At 68.4% G+C, this 25,749-nt stretch carries 20 protein-coding genes and 1 tRNA gene; 11 read left to right on the top strand and 10 right to left on the bottom strand.

Features of this window, described 5'->3' with window-relative positions:
* The first annotated feature begins 9 nt into the window (after nucleotides 1-9).
* From FHR20_RS03295 to FHR20_RS03285, 3 genes are read left to right on the top strand one after another with little or no spacing between them, the layout of a single operon-like run.
* On the top strand, nucleotides 10-954 hold the full coding sequence (locus FHR20_RS03295; RefSeq protein ID WP_167298200.1) for a hypothetical protein: 945 nt from the start codon (nucleotides 10-12) through the stop codon (nucleotides 952-954).
* Nucleotides 955-975: 21 nt separating this feature from the next.
* On the top strand, nucleotides 976-3,024 hold the full coding sequence (locus FHR20_RS03290) for a TonB-dependent receptor plug domain-containing protein (RefSeq protein ID WP_167298199.1): 2,049 nt from the start codon (nucleotides 976-978) through the stop codon (nucleotides 3,022-3,024).
* Nucleotides 3,024-4,589 (top strand): serine hydrolase, encoded by a 1,566-nt coding sequence (locus tag FHR20_RS03285; protein ID WP_167298198.1) that lies wholly within the window; start codon nucleotides 3,024-3,026, stop codon nucleotides 4,587-4,589. The genes FHR20_RS03290 and FHR20_RS03285 overlap by 1 nt, the downstream gene beginning before the upstream one ends.
* Nucleotides 4,590-4,691: 102 nt before the next feature.
* On the opposite strand, the gene FHR20_RS03280 is transcribed toward FHR20_RS03285, so the two are convergent.
* On the bottom strand, nucleotides 4,692-5,438 hold the full coding sequence (locus FHR20_RS03280; RefSeq protein WP_208413382.1) for a siderophore-interacting protein: 747 nt from the start codon (nucleotides 5,436-5,438) through the stop codon (nucleotides 4,692-4,694).
* A gap of 163 nt (nucleotides 5,439-5,601) precedes the next feature.
* On the opposite strand from FHR20_RS03280, the gene FHR20_RS03275 reads away from it, so the two are divergent.
* The 7 genes from FHR20_RS03275 to FHR20_RS03250 all read left to right on the top strand — a co-directional run bounded on the left by FHR20_RS03275 (nucleotide 5,602) and on the right by FHR20_RS03250 (nucleotide 10,907).
* Nucleotides 5,602-6,414 carry an AraC family transcriptional regulator gene (locus FHR20_RS03275; protein WP_167298197.1) on the top strand — a complete coding sequence of 271 codons (813 nt, stop codon included), beginning with the start codon at nucleotides 5,602-5,604 and terminating at the stop codon, nucleotides 6,412-6,414.
* Nucleotides 6,398-6,523: a hypothetical protein gene (locus FHR20_RS22990; RefSeq protein ID WP_279589383.1), complete on the top strand. Its 126-nt coding sequence runs from the start codon at nucleotides 6,398-6,400 to the stop codon at nucleotides 6,521-6,523. Before FHR20_RS03275 ends, FHR20_RS22990 begins: the two co-directional genes overlap by 17 nt.
* Before the next feature lie 37 nt (nucleotides 6,524-6,560).
* The gene (locus FHR20_RS03270; RefSeq protein WP_341786397.1) at nucleotides 6,561-6,914 is read left to right on the top strand and encodes a YbaN family protein; all 354 of its coding nucleotides are present in this window, start codon (nucleotides 6,561-6,563) and stop codon (nucleotides 6,912-6,914) included.
* Nucleotides 6,915-6,988: 74 nt separating this feature from the next.
* Nucleotides 6,989-7,064 (top strand) — tRNA-Thr (locus tag FHR20_RS03265).
* A 73-nt stretch (nucleotides 7,065-7,137) separates the two neighbouring features.
* Nucleotides 7,138-8,706, top strand: a complete 1,569-nt coding sequence (locus FHR20_RS03260) for a toll/interleukin-1 receptor domain-containing protein (RefSeq protein ID WP_167298196.1) — start codon at nucleotides 7,138-7,140, stop codon at nucleotides 8,704-8,706.
* Nucleotides 8,703-9,308 carry a nucleotide synthetase gene (locus FHR20_RS03255; RefSeq protein ID WP_167298195.1) on the top strand — a complete coding sequence of 202 codons (606 nt, stop codon included), beginning with the start codon at nucleotides 8,703-8,705 and terminating at the stop codon, nucleotides 9,306-9,308. Before FHR20_RS03260 ends, FHR20_RS03255 begins: the two co-directional genes overlap by 4 nt.
* 21 nt (nucleotides 9,309-9,329) lie before the next feature.
* Nucleotides 9,330-10,907, top strand: a complete 1,578-nt coding sequence (locus FHR20_RS03250) for a tetratricopeptide repeat-containing protein (protein WP_167298194.1) — start codon at nucleotides 9,330-9,332, stop codon at nucleotides 10,905-10,907.
* Here FHR20_RS03250 and FHR20_RS03245 read toward each other — a convergent pair.
* From FHR20_RS03245 to FHR20_RS03210, 8 genes are all read right to left on the bottom strand, one after another.
* Nucleotides 10,904-11,551, bottom strand: coding sequence for a Crp/Fnr family transcriptional regulator (locus tag FHR20_RS03245; RefSeq protein WP_167298193.1), 648 nt, complete (start codon nucleotides 11,549-11,551; stop codon nucleotides 10,904-10,906). The genes FHR20_RS03250 and FHR20_RS03245 overlap by 4 nt on opposite strands.
* 51 nt (nucleotides 11,552-11,602) lie before the next feature.
* Nucleotides 11,603-12,286, bottom strand: a complete 684-nt coding sequence (locus tag FHR20_RS03240) for a response regulator (RefSeq protein ID WP_167298192.1) — start codon at nucleotides 12,284-12,286, stop codon at nucleotides 11,603-11,605.
* A complete protein-coding gene (locus FHR20_RS03235) occupies nucleotides 12,283-14,943 on the bottom strand; it encodes a sensor histidine kinase (RefSeq protein WP_167298191.1) in 2,661 nt (886 codons plus the stop codon). The genes FHR20_RS03240 and FHR20_RS03235 overlap by 4 nt, the downstream gene beginning before the upstream one ends.
* Complete coding sequence (gene kdpC / locus FHR20_RS03230; protein ID WP_167298190.1) at nucleotides 14,940-15,539, bottom strand: potassium-transporting ATPase subunit KdpC; 600 nt, start codon at nucleotides 15,537-15,539, stop codon at nucleotides 14,940-14,942. The genes FHR20_RS03235 and kdpC overlap by 4 nt, the downstream gene beginning before the upstream one ends.
* Nucleotides 15,540-15,652: 113 nt before the next feature.
* Nucleotides 15,653-17,665, bottom strand: a complete 2,013-nt coding sequence (gene kdpB, locus FHR20_RS03225; RefSeq protein WP_167298189.1) for a potassium-transporting ATPase subunit KdpB — start codon at nucleotides 17,663-17,665, stop codon at nucleotides 15,653-15,655.
* A gap of 11 nt (nucleotides 17,666-17,676) precedes the next feature.
* Nucleotides 17,677-19,377 (bottom strand): potassium-transporting ATPase subunit KdpA, encoded by a 1,701-nt coding sequence (kdpA, locus tag FHR20_RS03220; protein ID WP_167298188.1) that lies wholly within the window; start codon nucleotides 19,375-19,377, stop codon nucleotides 17,677-17,679.
* A 12-nt stretch (nucleotides 19,378-19,389) separates the two neighbouring features.
* A complete protein-coding gene (gene kdpF, locus FHR20_RS03215; RefSeq protein WP_086128909.1) occupies nucleotides 19,390-19,479 on the bottom strand; it encodes a K(+)-transporting ATPase subunit F in 90 nt (29 codons plus the stop codon).
* Between the two features lie 108 nt (nucleotides 19,480-19,587).
* Nucleotides 19,588-19,881 (bottom strand): hypothetical protein, encoded by a 294-nt coding sequence (locus FHR20_RS03210; RefSeq protein ID WP_167298187.1) that lies wholly within the window; start codon nucleotides 19,879-19,881, stop codon nucleotides 19,588-19,590.
* A 193-nt stretch (nucleotides 19,882-20,074) separates the two neighbouring features.
* Between FHR20_RS03210 and FHR20_RS03205 the strand changes: the two genes are divergently transcribed.
* A complete protein-coding gene (locus tag FHR20_RS03205) occupies nucleotides 20,075-21,973 on the top strand; it encodes a potassium transporter Kup (RefSeq protein ID WP_167298186.1) in 1,899 nt (632 codons plus the stop codon).
* Between the two features lie 183 nt (nucleotides 21,974-22,156).
* Here the strand turns inward: FHR20_RS03205 and FHR20_RS03200 are convergent, their stop codons facing one another.
* A complete protein-coding gene (locus FHR20_RS03200) occupies nucleotides 22,157-25,483 on the bottom strand; it encodes a TonB-dependent receptor domain-containing protein (RefSeq protein WP_167298185.1) in 3,327 nt (1,108 codons plus the stop codon).
* Between the last annotated feature and the right edge of the window lie 266 nt (nucleotides 25,484-25,749).

Below are 25,749 nucleotides of genomic sequence, written 5' to 3'. Positions count from 1 at the left end.
AGAAATGCCATGAACCGCGTTCTTGCCGTCATCGCCTCCGTTACCCTGCTCGCCACCACCGCCATCGCCGGCGATCGTGCCCGCGACCCGGTCACTGCGTCCACGCCGATCGGCTTCAAGCTCCAGCTCGAAGCCAGCGGCACCCGTTTCGAGCTGCGCCTTACCTTCGGCCCGCGCAGCAACATGAACACCCAGGTCAGCCACGAACAGCTCGGGCTCGACGGCCGCGCGCTCGAAGCCAATGGCCCGGTCCGCTTCGCCATGGCCCGCGAGCCCGGCCGGCTCGACTGTGCCGGCGATGCCGACAAGCGGATCGCCACCGGCAACTGCACCTTCACGCCCGCCGCCGAATTCGCGCGCTATCTCGCCGGCCGCGGCATCGGCCAACCGAGCTTCAAGGAATCGCTCGACCTGACGCTCGTCGGCGCCAACAAGGCGCTGGTCGAAGCGCTGGCCCAGGCCGATTATCCCAAGCCGACGATCAACCAGCTCGTCGCCCTTTCCGCACTTCGCGTCACTCCGGCCTATGTCGCCGACCTTGCGCACCAGGGTTTCCGCCCCGACAATCTCGAAGACCTAACCGCTTTCGCCGCGCTCGGCATCGATGCCGACTATGCCGGCAAGATGCTGCGCGCCGGGCTGGGCAAGCTCCGCGGCAGGAACCTGATCGAACTCAAGGCACTCGGCGTCTCGCCCGAGTTTCTCTCGGACATGGCGGGCGCGGGGCTGCGCAACCTCACCGCCGACCAGGCCGTGCAGCTCAAGGCGATCGGCGTCACGCCCGCCTATGTTCGCGAACTGGCCGCGATCGGCTACGCCGATCTGCCGGCGAACCGGCTGGTCGAGATGAAGGCGGTGGGCGTCACCGCCGAGGACGTGCGCCGCGCCCGCAAGATCGGGATCACGCAGCCCACGCCCGATCAGCTCGTCCAGCTGCGCACACTGCGCAACTGATCGCCGCGCAGCTTCCCCCACATGCGTCCAGCTGCGCTGCTTCTCGCCGGCGCCGCGCTCCTCCCCGTGAGCGCGGCTGCCCAGACCACCACCGCGCCGCCCGTCGCCAAACAGGTCTTCGCTCCCGAGGACTTCGCCCATTTCGTTCCCCGGACCGCCTATGACATGCTCGTCCGGGTCCCCGGCTTCACCATCCGCAGCGCGGACCAGGAGCGCGGCCTCGGCCAGGCGTCGGAGAATGTGCTGATCAACGGCGAGCGCATCGCCAACAAGACCGGTGGCGCGATCGCCGAGCTCCAGCGCATCGTCGCCGCCAATGTCGAGCGGATCGAGATCGTCGACGCCTCCACCCTCGGCATCGCCGGGCTTGCCGGCCAGGTCGCCAACATCATCCTCAAACAGGCCCGCAAGGCCGGCGGCCAGTTCGAATGGCGGCCGGACTTCCGCGCCCATTATTCGCGCCCCAATCTGTTCCGTGGCAATGTCAGCTACACGGGCAGGGCGCGCGGGATCGACTATACGCTATCGCTCGAGGACCAGACCGGGCGCGGCGGGCTCGGCGGGCCGGAGCTGTTCCATGCCGCCGACGGATCGCTGATCGAGCGCCGCGAGGAAGTGTATCATTCGGAATCGGACACGCTCGTCGCCAAGCTCAGGCTCGGCTTCGACGGGCCGGGCGGTGCCAAGGGCCATCTCATCCTCAACTATTCGCCCTATTGGGGCCCGGTCTATGATTTCGAGCGGCGCTATCGTGCCGACGGCAATGACGGCACCCGCCTGCGCCTGAACCGGCTCGACGGCTGGATGTACGACGTCAACGCGGATTATGAATTCCCGCTCGGGCCCGGCCGGTTCAAGATCATCGGCCTGCGCCATTTCGACCATGAGCCGCTCATTTCCACCCAGGTGGACAGCTTCGCGAGCGGCGCGCCCGATCAGGGCACCCGTTTCGGGCGCAACTCGTACATCACCGAAACCATCGCCCGTGCCGAATATGGGTGGAAGATGGGAGGGAGCGACTGGCAAGTGTCGCTCGAACGCGCGGCCAACGGCCTCGATCAGCGCGGCTCGCTCGCGAAGCTCGATCCGCAGGGGAGCTTCGTGCCGGTTCCCTTCCCCGGCGGCAGCGGGATCGTGCGCGAAGTCCGCCACGAGGGCATGGTGACGTTCAGCCGCCCGCTCGGCGCGGGAATCAGCCTCCAGGTCGCCGGCGGCGGCGAGTTCAGCACGCTCGAGCGAGTCGATGGCGACTTGCCCGCACGGCACTTCTTCCGGCCCAAGGGCAGCGTCACGCTCGGGTGGCGGCCGGACAAGCAGTGGGATCTCAGCCTCAAGCTGCGCCGCCGGGTCGGCCAGATCAGCTTCTACGACTTCCTGGCCCAGCCCAACCTCAAGTCCGAGCGGCAGAATGCCGGCAACGCGGAACTCGTCCCGCCGCAGAGCTGGGAAGCGGAAATGGAGGTCGGCCGCACGCTGGGTGACGCGGGCAAGACCCGGCTGCGCGCCTATTATTACGCAGTCGAGGATATCGTCGACATCGTGCCGATCGGCGCGGATGGCGAGGGCGTCGGCAATCTGCCGCGGGCGACGCGCTTCGGAATGGAGAGCACCAGCACGATCCAGTTCGCGCCCCTGGGCCTGCCCGGCGCCCGGCTCGACGCCACGTTGGGCTTCGAGATCGCCCGGGTCCGCGATCCGCTCACCGGCGAGATGCGCCCGATCAGCGGGACGCAGGATCGCTGGGCCGAACTCGATTTCCGCCACGACCTGCCGAACAGCGATTTCGCCTGGGGCGCCACGGCCGGCCTCAATCACAATACAGCCTATTATTATCTCACCGAAGTGAACCGCGAGAACGAAGGCCCCTGGTTCGCCAACGTCTTTGTCGAGCACAAGGACGTGTTCGGCCTCACCGTGCGCGCGCAGGTGGGCAATGTCCTCAACGGCAGGCACTATTATGATCGCCAGGTCTATGCCGGGCGACGCAATGCGACTCCGCTGGTGTTCCGGCAACATAACGACCAGCTGATCGGGCCGATCTTCACCTTCACCATACGCGGGAGCTTCTGATGCAATTGATAGACCGAGCCCTGTGCTCCGTCGCAATCCCCGGCGCTGCCCTGGCCCTTCTCGCGACGACCGCCCCCGCTCAGGCCCAGGCTCAGGCTCAGGCCCGGCAGGCTCCGCTGCTCACGCCCGAAACGGTGATGCTGACCATCGACATGGCGCCTGGCGAGCCGCCGCTCGTCGTGACGCTGGCCGAGCTGATGCAGGCCTTTCGCGTGCCGGGCATGAGCGTTGCGGTGGTGCAGGACAATCGCATCGCCTTCTCGGCCGGCTTCGGCGTGACCGAGACCGGTGGCACCACCGCGGTCACCCCGGCCACGCTGTTCCAGGCCGCCTCGATCAGCAAACCGGTCACCGCGATGGGGGCGCTGTGGCTGGTCGAGCGGGGCAGGCTCTCCCTCGACGTCGATGTGAACACCCAGCTCAAGCGCTGGAAACTGCCCGAGAGCCCGCTCGCGGCCACCCGGAAAGTCACGCTGCGCCGGCTGATGACTCACAATGCCGGCCTGAACGTCCATGGCTTTGCCGGCTATGCGCAGGGCACCGCGGTGCCGGGCATCGAGCAGATCCTCGACGGCAAGCCACCCGCCAACAGCCCGGCGGTCCGCGTGATCGCGGAGCCCGGCAGCAAGTGCCTCTATTCGGGCGGCGGCGTGACGATCGAGGGACTGATGATCCGCGAGGCGGCGGACCAGTCGTTCGAGGATTTCATGGCCGCACGCGTCCTGCGCCCCGCCGGCATGACGAGCAGCAGCTTCGCCCAGGCCCTGCCCCCCGAACTGGCGGCGCGCGCCGCCAGCGGCACCGGGCCCGACGGCGCCGTCACCCCGGGCAAATGGCATGTCTATCCCGAACTCGCCCCCGATGGCCTGTGGACCACCGCGGAGGACCTGGCCCGGCTGGGCATCGAAGTGTCGCTCTCCCGCGAAGGCAAGGCCAACCATGTCCTGTCGCAGGCGATGACGCGCGAGATGCTCACCCCGCATTGTCCCGACGATCCCGGCAATCCCGGCGGCATCGGCCTGGGCTTCGGCGTCGGCTATGGCGGCCATCCCGGCCAGTTCCGCCACAGCGGCGCGAACGAAGGCTTTCAGGGGCTGATGTTCATGGATGCCGACAAGGGCTGGGGCATCGCCCTGCTCGGCAATTCGGACAGTTTCAGTTCCATCTACGACCGCATCGTCCAAGTCGTCGGCGATGCCCAGGGCTGGCGATATCCGGCCCGCCCACCGAGCGCCGGGGACCTGCTTCTCGTCGTCGCCGCCCGGCGCGGCGTGGATGCGGCGCTGGCGCAATATGACCGCACGCGGAACGGGAAGGACGATCCATCGGTCCTCAACCTGCTCGGCTACCGCCTGCTCCGCCAGAACCAGATCGCCGATGCGGTTCGCGTCTTCGCGCGCAACACGGTGCTCTATCCCCAGGACGCCAATGCCTGGGACAGCCTGGGCGAGGGCAATGCACGCGCCGGCAGCCGGGAAGCCGCGATCCGCGACTATCGGCGGTCGCTCGCACTGGATCCAACCAACGCCAATGCCAAGCGCCAGCTGGAGAAGCTCGAGCGGTAGGGCGGGGACTCAAACAAGTATCTGATTTTCCCGCGCCATCTTCACGTTTTCCTTCGTCATCCCCGCGCAGGCGGGGATGACGGGCTTGGTCGAGGCTGAACTCTAATCCAGCCCGGTCTTGCCCGGCGCCCAATAGGCCTTGGTCGCGATCCGGCTCGCCGGTACCGCCAGCCGCTTCAGTCGCTGGCGAAGCCGCTGGACGGTGCCTGCCTTGCCGGTCAGCACGAAGCCGGTGCCGCCGGCCGCCAGCGTCGCAAGCCGCACTTCCATCTCGCCGACATGCGCATCGTCCGCCGTCCTTTCGAACAGCGCGACGCGGACGAGACCCAGCTGCTCGGCCACCCGGCAACTGCCCTCCACGTCGCCGACCTCGAAATAGCCGGCAACCATGCGCCCGGGATCCTGATAGGCAAGCGCATGGGCAAGGCCGATCGAGGTCTCGTCGCCGAACACCGCCAGCGGGCCGTTCATCCGGCTGGCATCGAGCGAGCCGCGGGGCCCGAAGATGTCGCACATGTCGCCCGGCGCCGCGTCGCGCACCCAGGCGCTGCCCGGCCCGTCGCCATGTACATGGCCCAGAATACAGGCGCGCCCGGTCCCGGGATTCCACTCGATCGGCGTGTAGGTCCGCGCCGTGAACGCCGATCCCATCGCGATCTGGATCTTCTGCCCCGGCGTCCAGGCGACCCCCTCCAGCGCCGGGCCTTCCAGGGTGATCAGCCGGAAGTCCCGGGCGAGCCGCTCGCTGGCGGTCACGGTCGCGCGCTTCATCAGCAGCCGGATCAACGCCTGGCCGATCCGGCCGGGGGCCTTGGCTACGGGGCGTTCGGGCGATTCCATCGGCAGCATCACATGGTCCTCACGCTGAATTCCTCGTCACGGCCCCGCCGCTTGCGCCATCCTTCCGGGCTCGACGGGTTCGAAAACAACTGATAATGGCTCGCATTATTGTCGTCATTGCGAAGTACGGACAGAATATTATTCAATTCCGCCAATCCGCGTGGAAGCAAGCATGCCGATCCTGAACGAACTGGGCCATGATAGCGATTGGATGGATCCGGACGAGGTGCCTCGCCCGGTCGTCACCTATGGCTTCATCACCGAGGTGTTCGGCAGCATCGAACTCGCCCCGCACCGCCATGCCAAGGGCCAGATCATCCTGGCCCAGCGCGGCGCGCTGAGCTGCGAGGTGGACGGCGGCCTGTGGATCGTCCCGCCGCGCAGTGCCATCTGGATTCCCGGCGGCGCCCTCCATTCGGTCAAGGCGACGGGTGCGCTGGAAGGCTATAACGCCTTCATCGCCCCGGACGCCGAGGCGGGCCTCCCCGGAAGCTGCTGCGCCCTCTCGGTCAGCCCGCTGCTCCGCGAGCTGCTCGCCCGCGCCGCGGCCCTGCCCGCCCTCTACGAGGAGAGTGGCGCCAATGCCCGGCTGGTCTCGGTCCTGCTCGACGAGATCGCCGCGGCCCGGATCGAGGATCTTCACCTCCCCATGCCCGCCGATGCCCGCCTCCGCCGCGTGGTCGACCTGATGATGGCCGCCCCGGCCGAGCGCGGGACGCTCGATGCCTGGGCCCGCCGCGCCGGCCTGAGCGAGCGCACGCTCGCCCGGCTGATCCACCGCGAGACCGGCATGAGCTTCGGCCGCTGGCGCCAGCAGCTGGGCGTGATGCTCGCGATCAAGTGGCTGGCGGGCGGCGCCTCGATCCAGCAGGTCGCGGCCGATCTCGGCTATGAGAGCGTACCGAGCTTCGTGACCATGTTCCGCAAGGCGCTGGGCACGTCGCCCGGCCGCTACATGGCGGAACGCCATGCCAGCCGGCGCTGATCCGCGCGGGGGCTGGACGCCGGCCCCCGCGCGCGCCACCCTGCCGCCGCCCGCCAAGGAGAACCGCATGATCCCCGCCCCCTTCCGGGTCGCCCGCCATCCCGCCTGAGCCGCGCCTCGGCAGCCGCGCGGCGCGCCTGTTCTGGGTGGCGCTCGGCTTCTTCTTCGTCGCGCTCGGCGTGATCGGCGCATTGCTGCCCGTCATGCCGACCACGATCTTCCTGATCCTGGCGGCGGGCTGCTTCGCCCGCGGCTCCACCCGTCTCGAGGCCTGGCTGCTCGATCATCCCGGGATAGGCCCGCCGATCCGGCAATGGCGCGAGCAGGGCGCGATCCCGCGCCGCGGCAAGGTCGCGGCCTGTGCCGGCATCGCGCTGGGCTATGTGCTGTTCTGGATCTCGGTGCGCCCCCATGTCGGGCTGGCGCTCGGCGTCGCGGCGGCGATGGCTGCCTGCGCGCTGTGGATCGTCACGCGCCCCGCGCCCATCGGCCCGGCATAGTTCGGTCTTGACCGCCCGGGCGAAGCCGACCAAGGGGCGGGCGACCTGCGGATCACCGCGGGTTTCAGGCAGGTGCCGGGTTAGCTCAGCTGGTAGAGCAGCGGTTTTGTAAACCGAAGGTCGCGGGTTCGATCCCTGCACTCGGCACCAGCACGGTCCAGTCCCCCGTTGACACGCCATCCCGCTCTGGCAGCTTGGGAGCGGGGTCGAGGGGGAGCGTGGCATGACCGGGGAACGCTATCGCGCGTTCATCAGCTACAGCCATCGGGACGCGCAGATCGCGCGCTGGCTGCACCGGAAGCTCGAATCCTATCGCTTCCCCCGCCGGCTGATCGGCAGGCCGGGGCCGTTCGGCCCGGTTCCGGCGCGGCTCGGGCCCATCTTCCGCGATCGGGAGGAGTTCGCCGCAGCGACGAGCCTCAGCGATGCCGTGACCCGGGCGATCGCGGCATCCGAAGCGCTCATCGTCGTCTGCTCGCCCGCCGCGGCCGCCTCGCCCTGGGTCGCGCGCGAGATCGCGGCATTCCGCGCGGCGCATCCCCAGGCGCCGCTCCTGCTCGCCCTTGTCGACGGTGAACCCGATGCGGCATTTCCCGCGCTCGCCCGGGCCGGCGACAACGAACCGCTGGCGGCAGACTTCCGCGCCCGGGGCGACGGGCGCCGGCTCGGCCTGCTCAAGCTGCTCGCCGGCCTGGCCGGCGTGCCGCTCGGCGAACTCGTCCAGCGCGATGCCCAGCGCCGGCTGCGGCGCGTGACGGCCGTCACGGTCGCGGCGTTGATCGCCCTGCTAGCGCTGACGGCGTCGAGCGTCGTTGCGATTCGCGCGCGGCACGAGGCGGAACAGCGGCGACAGGCCGCGGAAGGGCTGGTCGAGTTCATGCAAACCGATCTCCGCGAGCGATTGAAGGCGGTGAACCGCCTCGACGTGCTCACCGCCGCCAACCGGCGCACGCTGGCCTATTATTCCACGCAGGACCTTGCCGAGCTGCCGCCCGATGCCCTGGCCCGGCGCGCCCGCATCCTGCACGCGATCGGCGAGGACGATCTCGACCGCAAGGACGATCCGGCCGCGGCCGCGGCATTCGCCGAAGCGCGCCGTACCACCGGCGCACTGCTCGCGCGAACGCCGGACGATCCCGAGATGCTCTTCACCCATGCGCAGAGCGAATTCTGGATCGGCGACCTGGCAATCAAGCGCCACGACCTGCGCGGCGCGGAAACCGCGTTCCAGGCCTATATCGCGCTCGCCGATCGGCTGGCGCGCGTCGCGCCGAACGATGCGCGCAGCCTGCAGGAAGTCGCCTTCGCCAATGGCAGCCTGTGCAGTGCCCGCTACGACATGCGCCGCACGGACGGATTGCTCGACCTGTGCATGCGGGCGCTGCAGGCGATGGAACGCGTCGCGGCGATGCGCCCCGGTGACGCCGACGCGCTGCGCGGCCTCGCCAACCGGCACGCCTGGGTCGCCGACGTCTATTTCCACCGCCTCCACGACCCCGCCACGGCGAGGCGGCACCGCGACCGCGAGGCGGCGATCATCGAGGACCTGCTCCGCACCGACCCCGCCAATGCCCAGCTGCGCCGCAAGCGCATCTGGTCGCAACGCGCGCTCGGACTGATCGAACTGGAGACGGGTGCCGTCGCACGCGGCGAGACGCGACTGGCGCAGGCGATCCACGACCTGGAGGCGATCGTTGCCGGAGACCCGGCCAATCGCAGCCTCGCGCAGACGCTGGCGGAGATGAAGCAGGAACTCGGTGAGGCGCGTACCAGAAAGGGAGAAGGACAATGAATTTCTTCGAATTACCGGAAGGCGATCCCGAATCCGATATCGCACACGTCAAGAAGATATCCATTCAACTCGAAGCAATCACCGGCAAGGATGGCGCGATCGCGCCGGTGGTCCAGGCGCTGCAATTCGTTCCGCAATATTATGACGATGGCGAGGATGGCGCCGGCGCCCATGTCGGCGCGAACCCGGAAGCGATCCAGGCCGCGATAAGCGGCTTCATCGGACGGAACCCGCCGGCGACAGAGCCCGTGGGCGGCCCGCTGGATTTCGGGCTCGTCTACAAATGCTATGTCGTCATCCGTCTCGAGGGGCAGTTCTGGGAATTCGCGCGCGAGAACGCCGTCACCACCAAGCAGCAGCATGCCAATGCCCGCTACTACAACCTGCGGACGCACAGCCGCGACAGCGACGGCCGGATCTCGGCAGTCTCCTTCTGCGCGCGAACGCCGCTCCGGCTGTGGGACCAGGGCGGGACCGGCGTGAAACATGGCTTCAATCTCCATGTCGACTTCGTCGAGCGCGCGCGGGACGGCAGCGTCATCCGCCGCCTGCCGGTGATCATCGATCCCGATGTGGAAAATCGCGGAAACGGAGGCCGATAGTCCGATGCGCGCATCCATCCGATGACGCCGACGCTGCTTTCGATCACCGCACTGGCGCGGTCCGGAGCGGAGGAGCTGGCATGGCGGCTCTTCCGCTCCGCGGGGCTCGATCGGATCGGGGACGATCCGGCCGTGCTCGCCCTGCACGGCCGGCTGCGCAAGGATCGCGCGCTGGGCCTGACCGGCGCGGCGCGGCGCGAGGCCGCTGCCCGTGCCGCGGACGCCTATGCCGCCGCAGCGCAGCTTCGCCCGGCAACCTACCCGCTGATCAACGCGGCGACGCTGTCACTGATCGCGGGCGACCGCGAGGCGGCCCGGCGATTGGCGGGCGCGGCGATCGCGCTGCTCGATGCCGGCACCGGCGAGCCCGACACGCCCTATTATCTCGAGGCGACCCGTGCCGAAGCGCTGCTGCTCGGCGGCAAGCGCGAGGCAGCGGAGGTCGCGCTCCGCGCCGCCATCGCGCTGGCGCCGCGTGCCTGGGAGGATCATGCCTCCACGCTGCGCCAGTTCGCAACGATCCTCGCCGAGCTGGCGCTCGATCCGGCCTGGCTCGATGCCTATCGCCCGCCGCGCACGCTGCACTATGCCGGACAGATGCGGATCGACGACGACGCCGCACGGGCAGCCGCGATCGACGGCGTGCTGGCGGCCGAGAATATCGGCTTCGGCCATGGTTCGCTGGCCGCCGGGGCCGACATGCTGATCGCCGAGCGGCTGCTCGCGCGCGGCGCGGAGCTGCACGTCACCCTGCCCTGCGACCGCATGGCATTCCTCCGCCGGTCGGTCGAAGCCTTTGACGGCAACGCCGGGCGCTTCGAGGCCCTGTTGGCGCAGGCGGCAACGGTGCGCGAGATCGGCGAGGAGCGCGACGCCGACCCTGTGCTGACGGGCGAACTCGCCGACGCGCTCGCCATGGGCGGCGCGGTGATGCGCGCGCGCCAGCTGCAGACACAGGCCGTGCAACTGATCGTCAGCGAGATGTCGCAAGGCGCGCCGGCCGCCCCGAACAGCGCACGCCTCGCGCGGAGCTGGGCGGCGACCGGCCGTCCGCAACATGTGCTGGACGCGGGCCGGGTCCCCGCCGGTGCCGCGACGCCGGGCGGCGAGACGGACGCCCCGCAATTGGTCGCCATCGTCGCGATCAGCCTCTGCGGGCCGGACGACGAGACCGCGGCCGATCGGGTCGCCGAACGGCTGGCGGCGCTGCCCGAGCCGATCGGCCTGATCGCCCCGCCCGCGTGGCGCGCGGACGGCGTCGTGCTCCACTATGGATCGGCCCGCGAAGCCGCTGCCGATGCGACCCGGCTCCGTGCCGCACTCGCCGAAGATGGCCCGGTTCGCATCGCCGGGGATCTCGGCGTCCTGCGGATCGTGCCCGCCCCCTTTGGAGGAGGCACGCTGGTGCTGGGCTCCGCAGCCCGCCGCATCGACCGGATACTCGATGTAACCCCTTCGACTGCAGTCTATTTTTCCGAGTTTCTCGGTGCGGCCCTTGCCGCAAGCACGGGGACGGGCGAGAACGCCCGCCTGGAGCCGATCGGCGAGCTGCCGGGCGCCACGCTCTCTCTCCATGCCCTGGGCGGATACGGCCCCTAGACCACCATGTCGGCCAGCCGCGCCGGGGCGACGATCACCAGCGCATCCGCGTCGCGCCGCACGATGCCGCGCCGTTCGAGCGCGCTGACCGTGCGCGACACGGTCTCGCGCGTGGTGTAGACGCGCGCGGCCAGTTCGGAGAGCACCGGTGCCGGCGCGATCGTCATGCCGTCCGCCCCTGCAAGGCGCAGGAGTTCCTCATGCACCCGCCCTGCGGCGGAAAGCGTCGCGCGCGACAGCATCTGCTCCGATACCCGCGCCAGCTGGCGGAGCAGCGCCCGCGAAAGCGTGAGCCCCACACAGCTGTGCGTCTCCAACAGGCTCAGAAAGTCCGCGCCGCCGAAGATGGCGGAATCGAGGTCCTCCAGCGCGGAGATCTCGCTGAAATGGTCCTGCGCCCCGGACAGCGCGCCGAACAGGTCGCCGGGCGCGAAGTCGTAGAAGCGGATCAGCAGGCCCTCGGGCGAGATGACGAAGGAGCGCGCCCGTCCCACGACCAGCAGATGGACGTCGTGGCAGCGTTCGCCCTGTCGAACGATCGCGCTGCCCGCCGGATAGGCGCGCGGCCGTGCGCGCGCCTCGATCTGCCGCGCGGTCTCGGCGGAACAGGCGAAGACCCGCTCGATGAAGTCGTTAAGCGCCAAGGCACCCCCCGGTTCCCGTCCCGCCCACATTGGGCGGGTCCGGCCCCGGGTTCAAGCCATCAGGCGATAGCCCACGCCCGGCTCGTTGCGGATCACCGACGGTGCCGCCGCGTCATCCTCCAGCTTGCGGCGGACGCCGCGCGCGGCGACGCGGAGATATTCGACGTCATGCTCGTGCCCCGGCCCCCAGACGGTGCGCAGCAGCTGGGCATGAGTCACCACGCGCCCCGGATGCTTGGCAAGCTCCGCGAGAAAGCCGAATTCCTTGGGGGTAAGATGCACTTCCTCGCCGCCCTTGCGCACCAGCCGCGCGCCCAGGTCGATCTCGATCGCATCGATCCGCACCACCGGCATCTCGGCCTCCACCGAAAGGCGGTGGCGCAGCGCGGTGCGGACGCGGGCAAGCACTTCCTCGGTATCGAACGGCTTGGTGACATAGTCGTCCGCGCCCAGGTCGAGCGCCGTGACCTTCTGCTCGGTCGCATCGCGCGCGGAGACGACGAGCACGGAGGCGCCCGCCGCCTTGAGCAGCGGCACCAGCTCCAGCCCGTCGCGATCGGGCAGGCCGAGGTCGAGCAGCACCGCCTCGGGCTTGTCGATCTGCATGGCGCTCAGCGCATCGCGCGCGCTCGCCGCCTCCACCACCCGGTAGCCGGCACGCCCCAGCCCCGCGCCGAGCAGGCGGCGGATCGCCGGTTCGTCGTCCACCACGAGAATTTTCGCCTGCTGGCTCATTCGCCTGGATTTCCTTTCCGAAGCAGGGCTTCCGGGAAGCGGATGGTGAAGATCGCCCCGCCCCGGTCGGTGCGGTTTGCCGCGGAGACGCTCAACCCCATCGCCTCGGCAAATCCCTTCACGATGGCCAGGCCGAGCCCGGTGCCGCCCTTGCGGTCGGATCCCTCGATCCGGGTGAAGGTCTCGAAGATCCGCGCCTCGTCGCCCGGCGGCAGGCCGGGGCCCTCGTCCATCACGCTCAGCGTCATGCTGCCCGGCTGGCGGCGCGCGGTGAGCGTGATCGACGAGCCCGGATCGCCATATTTCCCGGCATTCTCGATCAGGTTGATCAGGCAGTGGTGGAAGAGTTGCGGATCGACCGAAGCGAAGGGGAGCTCGGGCGGCACGTCGAGCCGCACCGGATGGTCCTCCAGCACCCGCCGCAGGTCGTGCACGGCGGCGGCGACGGCCTCGGCAAGGTCGACCGGCTCGATCGACTGGTGAAGCGCCCCCGCTTCGATCCGCACCATGTCGAGCAGATTGGCGACGAAGCGGTTGAGCCGTTCGGCCTCGGCGCGGGCAGCGGACAGCTGCTCCCCCTGCCCTTCGCTCGCCGGCCGCATCTCGCCCAGCATACCGAGGATGGTGGTGAGCGGCGTGCGCAGGTCGTGGCTTACCGAGGAGAGCAGGGCCGCACGCAGCCGGTCGCGCTCCTTGAGCTGCGTGACCATCGCCATCTCGCTCTCCAGCGCGATCCGCTCGAAGGCGAGCGCGGCCTGATCGAGCAGGCTGAGCAGCAGCGGCAGCTGATCCGAGCGGAGCGGATTGCCCGCGTCGATGCGGGCGACGCCCAATACCCCCAGCGCGCGCCCGCCCGCCGCGAGCGGATGGAACAGCCATTCCGAGGCGGTAAGCGTGTCCGACCCGCGCCCCGCCGGGCTGTTGTGGTCGAACGACCATTGCGCCGCCGCCTGCTCGATCATCTCGAGGCGATCCTCGGGCGGATAGGCCGCGCGCAGCCCGAGCTGGCCATGTTCGGGGAGCAGCAGCACCGCGCTCACGTCGAGCAGCCGGGCGACTTCGGCGCAGAGCGTCTGGCCAAGGTCCTCCTGCGTGCTCACCCCCGTCAGCAGCCGCGCGAAGCCGGCCAGCGTGCTGTTCTGCGCGGCGCTGCGCTGGGCCAGCTCCGCCTGTGCCCGCACGCGCGCGGCGAGCTGGCTGGAGACCACTGCCACGCCCATCAGCACCAGCACGGTGATGATGTTCTGCGGGTCCTGGATGGTGAAGGTCCGGGTCGGCGGGATGAAGAAGAAATTATAGGCGAGCGACGAAACCAGCCCGGTCACCACGCCCGGGCGAACGCCGTAGCGTGTCGCCGCGACCATCACCGGCAACAGATAGAGCAACCCGATATTGGTGATGTTGCCCAGCGAGAAGATCGTCGCCCCCAGCACGGTGACCGCGACGACCAGGCCGAGCGACACGATATAGTCGACCGGGGAGCCCCATCGGCCGCGCGGGCGGAGGTGCCGGCCGCGCGCAGGCGCTTCGAGCATCGGCAGCACGTGCACCGCGATGCCGGGAGTCTCGCGCACCAGCCGGTCGACGACCGAGCCGTGCCGCAGCTCGAACCAGCGCGAGCGCGCCGACTTGCCGACGATGAGCTGGGTGGCGCGCGCCTCGGCGGTGAAGCGCTTGAGGCCCTCCAGCACCGATTCCGCCGGCACCGTCGCCACCTGCCCGCCGAGCTGGCTGGCGAGGTGCAGCGTCGCGGCGATCTGGGCATTCTCCGCGTCGCTCAGCCGGGCGGTGCGCGGCGTCTCGATATGCACCGCGGTCCAGGGCGCGCGCAGGCCGTCGGCGACGCGCTTGGCGGCACGGACCAGCTCAGCCGAGCCGGGCAGCTCGCTCACCGCCACCACCAGCCGCTCGCTGGCCGCCCAGGTGCCGGCCAGCGCGTGCGTGCGCAGATAGTCGAGCATCTGCGCGTCGACTGCCTGCGCGGCACGGCGGAGCGCCAGCTCGCGCAGCGCGGTCAGGTTCGACTTGGAGAAGAAATGCCCCAGCGCCCGCGTCGCTTCCTCGGGGACATAGACCTTGCCCTCGCGCAGCCGCTCGATCAGCTCGTCGGGGGGCAGGTCGACGATCTCCAGGTCCGCCGCCTCGAGCACGCGGTCGGGAACGGTCTCGCGCACGCGCACCTTGGTGAAGGAGGCGACGACGTCGTTCAGGCTCTCGATGTGCTGGATGTTGACGGTGGAATAGACGTCGATCCCCGCTGCGAGCAGCTCCTCGATATCCTGGTAGCGCTTGTCGTGCCGGCTGCCCGGCGCGTTGGTGTGGGCGAGTTCGTCGACCAGCACCAGTTGCGGCGTGCGGGCGAGGATCGCGTCGATGTCCATCTCGGCGATGGTCCGGCCATGATATTCGACCGGGCGGCGCGGCACGATCTCCAGCCCCTGGACGAGCGCCTCGGTCTCGATCCGGCCATGCGTCTCGACCACACCGATGACGACGTCGATGCCCGCCTTGCGCCGTGCCGCCGCCTCGGTGAGCATCTCATAGGTCTTGCCCACTCCGGGCGCCGCGCCGAGGAATACCTTCAGACGGCCGACACCCTCCTGCGCAACCACGCGCAAAAGGGCATCGGGATCGGGTCGCTGATCGTCGTCGCTCACTCGGCGGCTTTTGCGCCCTGCGCCGCCTGCTTGTCGAGATCGCGATTGAGCGCGAGCACGTTGACATGCGGTTCGCCCAGGAAGCCGAGCAGCGGCTGCTCGACATGCGCGTTCACGATGGCCCGCATCTTCTCGACGCTCAGTCCGCGCGCCTTGGCGACGCGATCCACCTGGAAAAAGGCCGCCTCGGGGCTGATGTCAGGGTCGAGCCCCGAGGCGGAGGTGGTCACCAGATCGGCGGGAACCGAGTTTCCTGGTGCGGAACGGTTGGCGGCGACATCCTTGGCGACGCGATCGGCGAGCGCCTGCGACGTGGGGCCGAGATTGGAGCCGGAGGAAGCGGTGGGGTCGTACCCATTGGCGCCGGCGGCCGAGGGGCGGCCGTGGAAATAGCCCGGGCCGGCAAAGCCCTGGCCGAGCAGCTCGGAGCCGCGCACCCGGCCGTTCTCGACGATCAGGCTGCCATTCGCCTGGTGCGGGAAGGCGAGCTGGCCGACGCCGGTGAGCGCTGCCGGATAGGCGAGCCCGAGCAGGGCGGCGAACAGGACCGTCAGGACGATGGCCGGACGGAGAGCGGTGGTGAGGTCGTTCAACATTTCTAGTTCCTTGCTTCCCTCATGCCGGGAGGGAGAATGCGTCGGAGTGCCAAGGGAATTTCCGTCATCCCCGCGCAGGCGGGGATGACGAATCAGGAAGGCGGGCAAATGCGTCACGCCAGCCCCAGCCCCGCCACGACCAGGTCGATCAGCTTGATCCCCGCGAACGGGGCGAGCACGCCGCCCAGGCCGTAGATCGCCAGGTTGCGCGCGAGCAGCGGCCCGGCCCCGATCGGGCGGTACTTCACGCCCTTGAGCGCGAGCGGCACCAGCGCGGGAATGATCAGCGCGTTGAAGATGATCGCCGAGAGGATCGCGCTTTGCGGGCTCGACAGCTGCATCACGTTGAGCACGCCGAGCGACGGATAGAGCGCGACGAACATCGCCGGGATGATCGCGAAATATTTCGCGATGTCGTTGGCGACCGAAAAGGTGGTCAGCGCCCCGCGCGTCATCAGCAGCTGCTTGCCCAGGCCGACGATCTCGATGAGCTTGGTCGGGTCGCTGTCGAGATCCACCATGTTGCCGGCCTCGCGCGCGGCCTGGGTGCCGGTGTTCATCGCCACGCCCACGTCGGACTGGGCGAGCGCCGGCGCGTCGTTGGTGCCGTCGCCGCACATCGCCACCAGGCGGCCGCCCTGCTGCTCCTTGCGGATCAGCGCGAGCTTGTCCTCGGGCGTGGCCTCGGCGAGGAAATCGTCCACCCCCGCCTCGGCCGCGATCGCCGCGGCGGTGAGGGGATTGTCGCCGGTGATCATCACGGTGCGGATGCCCATGCGACGCAGCTCGCCGAACCGTTCGCGTACCCCGGCCTTGACCACGTCCTTGAGCGCGATCACGCCGAACAGCCGGCCGTCCTCGGCCACGGCAAGCGGCGTCTGCCCCTGGCGCGCGATCTCCTCGGCGATGCGGCGCAGGTCGCCGCCCGTCGCCGTCTCGCCCAGTCCCGGATTGGCGCGCAGCACCGCGTCGACCGCGCCCTTCTGGATCAGCGTGGTGCCGATCCGAACGCCCGAGATGCGAGTCTGGGCAGTGAAGGGAATGACTTCGGCAGTCTTGGGCAGGCTGCGGATCTCGACGGCGTATCTGCCCTGGGCCAGCGTCACGATCGAGCGGCCCTCGGGCGTCTCGTCGGCTAGGCTCGCGAGCAGCGCGGCGCGCGCCAGCTCGTCGGTGGTGACGCCGCCCAGCGGGCGGAACTCGCTCGCGGCACGGTCGCCGATCGTGATCGTGCCGGTCTTGTCGAGCAGCAGCACGTCGATGTCGCCCGCCGCTTCCACCGCGCGGCCCGACTTGGCGAGCACGTTGAAGCGCACCAGCCGGTCCATGCCCGCGATGCCGATCGCCGAAAGCAGTGCCGCGATCGTGGTCGGGATCAGCGTGATCAGCAGCGCCGCCAGGATCGCCACCGGCACCTGCCCGCCCGCATAGGCGGCGAAGCCGGGAATGGTCGAGACGGCGATCAGGAAGATGATCGTCAGGCCGACCAGCAGGATGGTCAGGGCGATCTCGTTCGGCGTCTTCTGGCGCTCGGCGCCCTCGACCAGCGCGATCATACGATCGAGAAAGCCCTGGCCCGGCTCCTGGGTGACGCGCACCCTGATCCGGTCCGAGATCACCCGGGTGCCGGCCGTGACGGCCGAGCGGTCGCCGCCCGCCTCGCGGATCACCGGCGCGCTTTCGCCGGTGATCGCGCTTTCGTTGACCGAGGCGACGCCCTCGATCACTTCGCCATCGGCCGGGATCAGGTCGCCGGTCTCGACCAGGACGATATCGCCCTTCTTCAGCTGCGAGGCCGGAACGGTCTTGCCGTTCGGCAGCCGGGCGGTGAGCTCCGACTTGGTGGCGCGCAGCGACGCGGCCTGGGCGCGGCCCCGCCCCTCCGCCAGCGCCTCGGCGAAGGTGCCGAACAGCACGGTGAGCCACAGCCAGACGATCAGCTGGACCTGGAAGGACAAGGAGAGGCTGGTGCCGCCGATGAACAGCAGCACGGTGAGGAGGAGCGCGACCACCGCGGTGGTGAAGAGCACGGGGTTCTTCACCAGCTGGCGCGGATCGAGCTTGGTGAACGCATCGCCGATGGCAGGGCCGATCAGGGCGGGCGTGAACAGGGTTGCGGTCGTCATGGAAATGGACCTCAGAAGAGCTGGCCGTGGATCATCGCGAGATGATCGGCGATGGGACCGAGCGCGAGGCTGGGCAGGAAGGTGAGCCCGCCCAGGATCAGGACGATGCCGACGAGCAGGCCGACCCAGAGCAGGCCGGTGGTCGGGAACGAGCCCGCGCTTTCCGGGTGCACCTTCTTCGCGGCCAGGCTGCCGGCAATGGCGAGCGCGGGCACGATGATGAAGAAGCGGCCGACCCACATCGCAGCGCCCAGCATGCCGTTGTAGAAGGGCGTGTTCGCGCTCAGGCCGCCAAAGGCCGATCCGTTGTTCGCCGTGGCCGAGGTGAAGGCATAGAGGATCTCGGTGAAGCCGTGCGGCCCCTTGTTGAGCGGGCCAGCAAGCCCCGCCGGCAGCACCGAGGCGAGCGCGGTGCCGCCCAGGATCATCAGCGGCAGCACCGCGATCGCCAGCACGGCGAGCTTGACCTCGCGGCTCTCGATCTTCTTGCCGACATATTCGGGCGTGCGGCCCACCATCAGCCCCGCGACGAACACCGCGAGGATGGCGAAGAGCAGGAAGCCGTAGATGCCCGCGCCGACGCCGCCGATCACGACTTCGCCCAGCTGCATGTTGAACAGCGGGATCATGCCGCCGAGCGGAGTCAGGCTGTCGTGCATGGCATTGACCGCGCCGCAGGACGCAGCCGTCGTGACCACGCTGAACAGGGCGCTGGCCGCGATGCCGAAGCGGACTTCCTTGCCCTCCATGCTGCCCCCGGCGAGGCCGAGATGATGGAGCGCCGGGTTGCCCGCGGCTTCCTGCCAATAGGTGACGGTGGTGCCGGCGACGAACATCACCAGCATCGCGGCGAGGATCGCCCAGCCCTGGCGGGTATTGCCCACGGCCCGGCCGAACGTGTGGGTCAGGCCCGTGCCGATCACCAGGATCGACAGCATCTGGACGAAGTTGGTGAGCGCGCCCGGATTCTCGAAGGGATGCGCGGAATTGGCGTTGAAGAAGCCGCCGCCATTGGTGCCGAGCATCTTGATCGCTTCCTGGCTGGCCACCGGCCCCATCAGGATCGTCTGCCTGGCGCCTTCCAGCGTCGTCGCGTCGACCGAGGTCAGGAAGGTCTGCGGCACGCCGCTCGCGATCAGGAAGATCGCATAGACGATGCATGCCGGCAGCAGGACGTAGAGCGTCACCCGGGTCATGTCGGCCCAGAAATTGCCGATGCCCGCGGCCTGGCGCCGCGCGAAGCCGCGGAACAGCGCGAAGGCGATCGCGATGCCGGTCGCGGCCGACAGGAAATTGTGGATGGCAAGGCCGAGCATCTGGCTGAGGATCGACAGGCTCTCGCCCGAATAGCTCTGCCAGTTGGTGTTGGTGGTGAAGCTCACCGCCGTGTTGAAGGCAAGGTCGGGCGACTGGCCGGCCAGCCCGCGCGGATTGAGCGGCAGCACGTCCTGGAAGCGCAGCACGCAATAGGTGAAGGCGAAGGTCGCCAGCTGGAACGCCAGCATGTGCAGCGCATAGCGGCGCCAGCCCTGCTCGGCGTTCGGGTCGACGCCGGCGAGCTTGTAGAAGCCGCGCTCGACCGGGCCGAGCACGACGTGGAGCGGCGTGCGCCGCCCTTCATAGATGGCGAAGAGCCAGCTCCCCATCGGCTTGGCGAGCGCGACGAGGAGGATCAGGAAGACGAGGATCAGCATCCAGCCTTGTACGGTCATGGTGTAGTCCGATCAGAAGCGCTCGGGCCGGACGAGCACGGCCACGAGGTAGATGAGCAGGCCCAGGGCGGTGAGCCCGGCGAGCGCGAGCGGCAGCGGCACGGCGATTCTCCTCAGGCCTGGTCGCAAAGGCGGACGCAGGCGAGCGTGAGCAGGAACAGCCCTGCGAGCGCTCCCAGCCAGATCAGGTCGTTCATGGTCTTCTTTCCCCTATTGGCGGCGATCGCGGCGCCGATTGTCGAAGCGGACGTGACGGGGCGGCACGGGGATCAGCCGGAACAGGCCCGGTCCCTCGATCAGCAGCGCCCAGCCCAGCGCCCAGGCGATGACGGAAAAAACGGCCTCGCCGAACTCGGCGGGGTCGGCATTGTGCAGCGGCAGGCGGTGGATCGAGACGATGAGCGCCCACACCGCCAGCGCGCAGCCGCCGAGCAGCAGCGCGCCGCCCAGCCGCAACCCGGCCTGTGCCGGCCAGCCCCCGGCTCCGCTTTCCAGACGGCGCATCAACGCACCCACGATGAATCTCCCGGACAGGATGTCGCGAGCGGCGATGTGGGGCGGAGGCCAGTTAAGGTTCCACGGGGAAGTTCGGGCGCCGCATAAAGATTCCATAAAATCGTTGGCAGCGGCCGAAACCTCTGAATACTAGGCGAGGCTCGACGGCGCCGAAGGGGGAGCCGGCAGGGAAAGGCACGCCTTGAACGCGACGCAGACCGCCGAAACCGGCCATTCGCCCGGCCATCAGGATCGGCTCGGCACGCTCGCCGTCGGCGCGATCGGCGTGGTGTTCGGCGATATCGGCACCTCGCCGCTCTATTCGCTCAAGGAAAGCTTCATCGGCCATCATCCGCTGGCGGTGGACCGGGAGCACATCTTCGGCGTGCTCTCGTTGGTCTTCTGGACGATGGTGCTGGTGGTGACGGTCAAGTACGTCATCATCATCCTGCGCGCGGACAACAAGGGCGAAGGTGGCAGCCTGGCGCTGCTCGCGTTGATCGCGCGCAAGCTGGGCGAGACGCGCTGGACGCCGTGGGTGACGATATTGGGCGTGATCGCCACCGCGCTCTTCTATGGCGACGCGATCATCACGCCCGCCGTATCCGTGCTGTCGGCGGTGGAGGGGCTCGCCACGGTCGAGGACTCGCTGTCGCAGCTGGTGCTGCCGATCAGCATCGCCATCCTGATCGGCCTCTTCATGATCCAGTCGCACGGCACCGCGCGGGTCGGGCGGCTGTTCGGCCCGGTGATGGTCTTCTATTTCGCCGTCATCGCGGTGCTCGGCGTGCTCGGGATCGCGCGGAGCCCCGACATCCTGTGGGCGCTCAACCCATGGTACGCGCTCAACTTCTTCCTGCTCGATCCCATGCTCGCCTTCCTGGCGCTGGGATCGGTGGTGCTGGCGGTGACCGGGGCCGAGGCGCTCTATGCCGATATGGGCCATTTCGGCCGCAAGGCGATCATGGTCTCCTGGCTCTACATCGCCTTTCCCTGCCTGATGCTCAACTATCTCGGCCAGTCGGCGCTGCTGCTGAGCAATCCGGCAGCCGTGGAGAACCCGTTCTTCCTGCTGGCACCGGACTGGGCCCGCCTCCCGCTCGTCATCCTCGCCACCATGGCGACGGTGATCGCCAGCCAGGCCGTGATCTCGGGCGCCTTCTCGGTGACGCAGCAGGCAGTGCAGCTCGGCTTCCTTCCGCGCCTGCGCATCCGCCACACCAGCGCCAAGGCGGCGGGGCAGATCTATGTCCCGCTCACCAACTGGCTGCTGCTGATCATGGTGATCCTGCTCGTCCTCGGCTTCCGCAGCTCGAGCAACCTCGCCGCCGCCTATGGCATCGCGGTGACCGGCACGATGTTCATCACCGCCTGCATGCTGGGCGTGCTCACCTTCGCGGTATGGAAATGGCCGCCGGTGGTGGCCGGGCTGGTCACCGGCGGCTTCCTGCTGATCGACGGGCTCTATTTCGCCTCGAACGTCACCAAGATCCCCGATGGCGGCTGGTTCCCCCTGCTCGTCGCCGCGATCGTCTTCACGCTGCTCACCACCTGGGCAACCGGGCGCCGGCTGGTCCGCGCGCGGCTGCACGAGGGGGCGATGCCGATCCAGATCTTCATCCAGTCCGCCGGCCATTCGGTGCAGCGCGTGCCGGGCACCGCCGTGTTCCTCGCCAGCACCGACGACATTCCGCCCGCGCTGCTCCACAACCTCAAGCACAACAAGGTGCTGCACGATCGCGTGGTGATCCTCACCGTCGCGATCGAACAGGTGCCGCACGTCGCCCCCGAAGCCCGGGCCGAAGTGAAGCCGCTCGGCGAGGGCTTCTACCGGATCATCCTCCACTACGGTTTCATGGACGAGATCGACATCCCCGCTGCGCTCCATGCGCTGGGCGAGGCCGTGGGCGAGAAGTTCAAGGCAATGGAGACGAGCTATTTCCTCGCGCGGCAGACGCTGATCGCCTCGGCCCGGCCCGGCATGGCGATCTGGCGCGAGAAGCTGTTCGCCTGGATGGTCCGCAACGCCGAAAGCGCGATGGAGTTCTTCAAGCTCCCCACCAACCGCGTGGTCGAACTGGGCAGCCAGGTGGAGATTTAGCCTGCAATCCCATGCCCTATGTCGCCCGATAGCCGTCATCCCCGCGCAGACGGGGATCCAGAGTCAGGAGCGACACGGCAAAGGAACCCTGGATCGGGGGTGACGAAACAGGGATGGATAGGTGCAGACAAGAGCGGCGAGGCAGGAGCAGCGCCCCGCGGCGCCGCCCCATCCCCCACGCGATCAGAAGCTCATGCGCAGGCCGGCGGTGATGATCCGCCCGGTGCTGGCATAGGTCTGGCTGACCGGGTTCGCCGCATACATGGTGCGATATTGCGGCGTATTGGTCATGTTGCGGCCCTCGAGCGACAGCTTGGCGAAGTCGGTCACCGCATAGGACATCGCGAAGTCGATGTTCAGCTGGTTCTCGTTATAGCCGAAGTCCGCGAACACCGGCGAGTTGCACGGGCCGCCGCCCACGGTGGTGGTGCCCACCGAGCAGGTGCCCGTCGCCAGCGGGAAGCGGTTCACGTAGCGCGCCCGCCATGCCCCCGAGACGCGCGCCGAGAACTTGCTGTCCTCGTAATAGAGCGTCGCGTTGAACGCGTCCGGCGAGGTGTTGAGGAACGGCCCCTCGGCATAGCTGTTCACCGCCGTGCCCGACACCGTCTGGCTGGTGCTCAGCCCCGTGCCGGTCAGGTAGCTCAGGCTGGAATCGATATGCGTGTAGTTCGCGATCACGCCGAAATGCTTCAGGAAGCCGGGCAGGAAGAAGAAGTCGGTCTGCAGATTGACTTCCACGCCCTTGATATGGCCGCCGGGCGCATCCTTGAACTGGCGGATGCCCCAGGTGCCGCCGGCCATGGTGTAGCCGAGCAGCGCGGGGTTGGTGACGAAGGTCAGCACCTGCTGGTACACCTCGGGCTCGAACACGGCCGATAGCGGCGCCTCGAGCGCGACCTGCTGCGGGAAGGTATCGATGTTCTTCTTGAACAGGTTCACCGCGATCAGGCCGTTATTCGCGAAATATTTCTCGAAGCTCAGGTCGAGATTGGTCGCGCGGAACGGGTTGAGATAGGGATTGCCCACCGTCAGCGTCGGCGCCGTGCCGTTCGCGTTCAGGCTGGTGGTGAAGGCAGTGGTGCCCGGCGTCAGGCTGGCGAGCTGCGGGCGCGACATCACCTTGGAGGCGGCGAAGCGGACGAGGAAATTGTCGGCGACTTCCCAGTTCGCGTTCATCGCGGGCAGCCAGTCCCAATATTCGTTCTTCGCGGTCACCGCGAGGCCCGCCACGCCATCGGCGCCGCCGACATTGCCCGAACCCGAGACGCGGGTGTTGGCGACGCGCAGGCCGATATTGCCGCGCAGCGGCCGGCCGAGCAGGTTGACGTTGTAGTCGACCTGGAAATAGCCCGACACATCGTTCTCGGTCACGCCCGAGCGCTGCCGCCCGTCGACCACGGCACGGAAATCGCCCCATTTGTTCACGCAGTTGCAGTTGATGCCGAACTGATTGATGAACTTCTTGATATCGGGCGCATAATAGCTGGTCGGCGTGCCCTGCGTCACGTTCAGCCCCTGGCCGAAGCCAATGGTCTGGCCGAGATCGGTGATGCCCAGCCGCGCCTCGGCCAGCGTCGGGTTGATCGCCTCGATCGACTGGTTGCGGCGGCCCTGATCGCCGGAATAGGCGAATTGCTTGGCAGTCCCGCCGAAGCGGATCGACATCTCGGGCAACGCTTCATAGGTGAAATTCACCCGCGCCACCTTGAACTCGTTGTCCACGGTGTTGGTGAAGTAGCGGATCGTCGACAGGCCCTTCACCAGCGTCCAGCTGTTCGGGTTCGCCACGTCGAAGCCCGGCTTGAACACCGGCATCTTCCCGCCGGCGCGCTCGTCGAACGTGTAGCCGTCCTGGTCGATCGCGTTGAACTCGGCAAGCAGGCCATAGGCGCGGAATTGCGATTTCGACCAGCCGCCGGTCGCATCGGCATAAAGGCCCGGCGCGAGTTCCTGATGGACGTTCAGCGTCACCTGCTTGAAATCGGTCCGGCCGAACTGGGTATCGGCGAAGCTGCGCCAGTCGACATCGTCGAGGACGAGATAATCGGCCTGGCCGGCGCTGTTGACATGCGCCTCGCGGATCTTGGTGTTCGGGCGGCCGAGCAGCTCGTTGTAATAGCCGATCTGGTTGGCGGTCGCGACATAGCCCGGCGAGGCGGGATTGTTGTAATAGTCGAACGGATTGAGGTTGTTCGGGTTGAGGCTGTTGTAATAGCCGGCGAGCGGCGCCTGGCCGACGCCGTTGCCCGCCTGATCGCCATTGCAGTCGATGATCGCGCTGGGCACGCAGTTCGCATAGAGTGCCACGCGGTCGGCATAGCCATTGGCGGTGCCGATCGCGCGCAGCCCGTTGGTGCCCGTCCCCACCACGCGCGCATTGGTGCCGTTGCGGTTGAGGCCGATCGGCGTGATGCCGGTGTTGTTGCTGTTCTGGTCGTAGCGCGAGAAGACGCCGTCCAGCGTGATCTCGGTGCCCGGGCCCGGCTTCCATTGCATCGTCGCGGTGGCGCCGATCCGCTCATAGTCCAGATATTGGCGGCCGACCGAGGGCAGGCCCGGGATGATCGTGGTCGGCGTGACCAGCGCATAGGCCGCCGGGTCCGAGCCGAAGGTGGCGCCGGTGCCCTGGTTGCTCGGGCGGGCGAAGCCGAACACGTTCGGCGTCACGCCGGCGATCTGCGAGTTGCGATAGGCATATTCGAACACGCCGATGTTGCGGCGATAGGCGTCGATCTGCTGTTCCTGCTTCTGGTACGCGCCCGAGACGAGGATGCCGAAATTGTCGGTCACCCGCACCGAGGCGAGGCCGGTGAAGCGCGGGTTCCACTTCTTGCCGTTCTCGCGATACTCGGCCTCGGCCCCCACGGCGAAGCGGTTCTTCTTGTAGGAAAGCGGGCGGCCGGTGGTCAGGTCGATGATCGCGCCGAGCGAGCCTTCGTCATTCTCCGCTGCAGTCGACTTGGTCACCTTGATGCCGCCGAACAGCTCGGAAGCGAAGGTGTTGAAGTCGAAGCCGCGCGAGCGGTTCGCGCCGGCATCGGACTGGTTGCCGCCCGAGACGTTCTGCGCATCGGCGCCGTTGAGGCGGACCATCTGGAAGTCGCCGCCCAGGCCGCGCACGGTGATCGTGCGGCCCTCGCCATTGTCGCGGTCGATCGAGACGCCGGGCAGCCGCTGGATCGATTCCGCCAGGTTCGCGTCCGGGAAGTCGGCGATGTCCTCGGCGGTGATCGCGTCGACGATCTGGTTCGAATTGCGCTTGATGTTGACCGAGCTGGCCAGCGAAGCGCGGAAACCGGTGACAACAATCAGGTCGCCGCTTTCCGTCTGGTCCTGCGGCGCGGCTTGCGGATCGTCCTGCGCGGCGACAGTCGCCGCGGCGGCGGTCTCGGTGGCCTGTGCCCAGGCCGGCGCCGCCGTCAGCAGCGCCATGCCGAGCGCACCCAGCGCCGTCGTGCCGCGCAACGCCGAACGGCGCGCGGCAAGGGTGTCAGCGATAGAAAGCATGGTTTCCTCCCCCAAAGTCCTCTCATCGACAAGCATGAGTCGATGCGCCCGGCGGAGCCTGGAATCAGGGTGCGACGCAGCACTGCGGAAAACGACGCGAGCCGTTCCGCAAGATCCAGCCATGTCGCGACTTGCCCCCTCCCACGCCCCTCTTGCGGATCTTCGCGTCCACTTGGGCGCAAGCGTATTCAGCCACGCTTGTTCACTCCATTGATCGCGCTACCACCCCTGTGTGTCAACCGGTGTCATTGAACAAAATGTCACAA

Source organism: Sphingomonas leidyi (assembly GCF_011761945.1).
Taxonomy (GTDB): domain Bacteria; phylum Pseudomonadota; class Alphaproteobacteria; order Sphingomonadales; family Sphingomonadaceae; genus Sphingomonas; species Sphingomonas leidyi.
The sequence above is the reverse complement of the archived record's forward strand: the minus strand, read 5'-3'. Positions and strand labels throughout refer to the sequence as shown.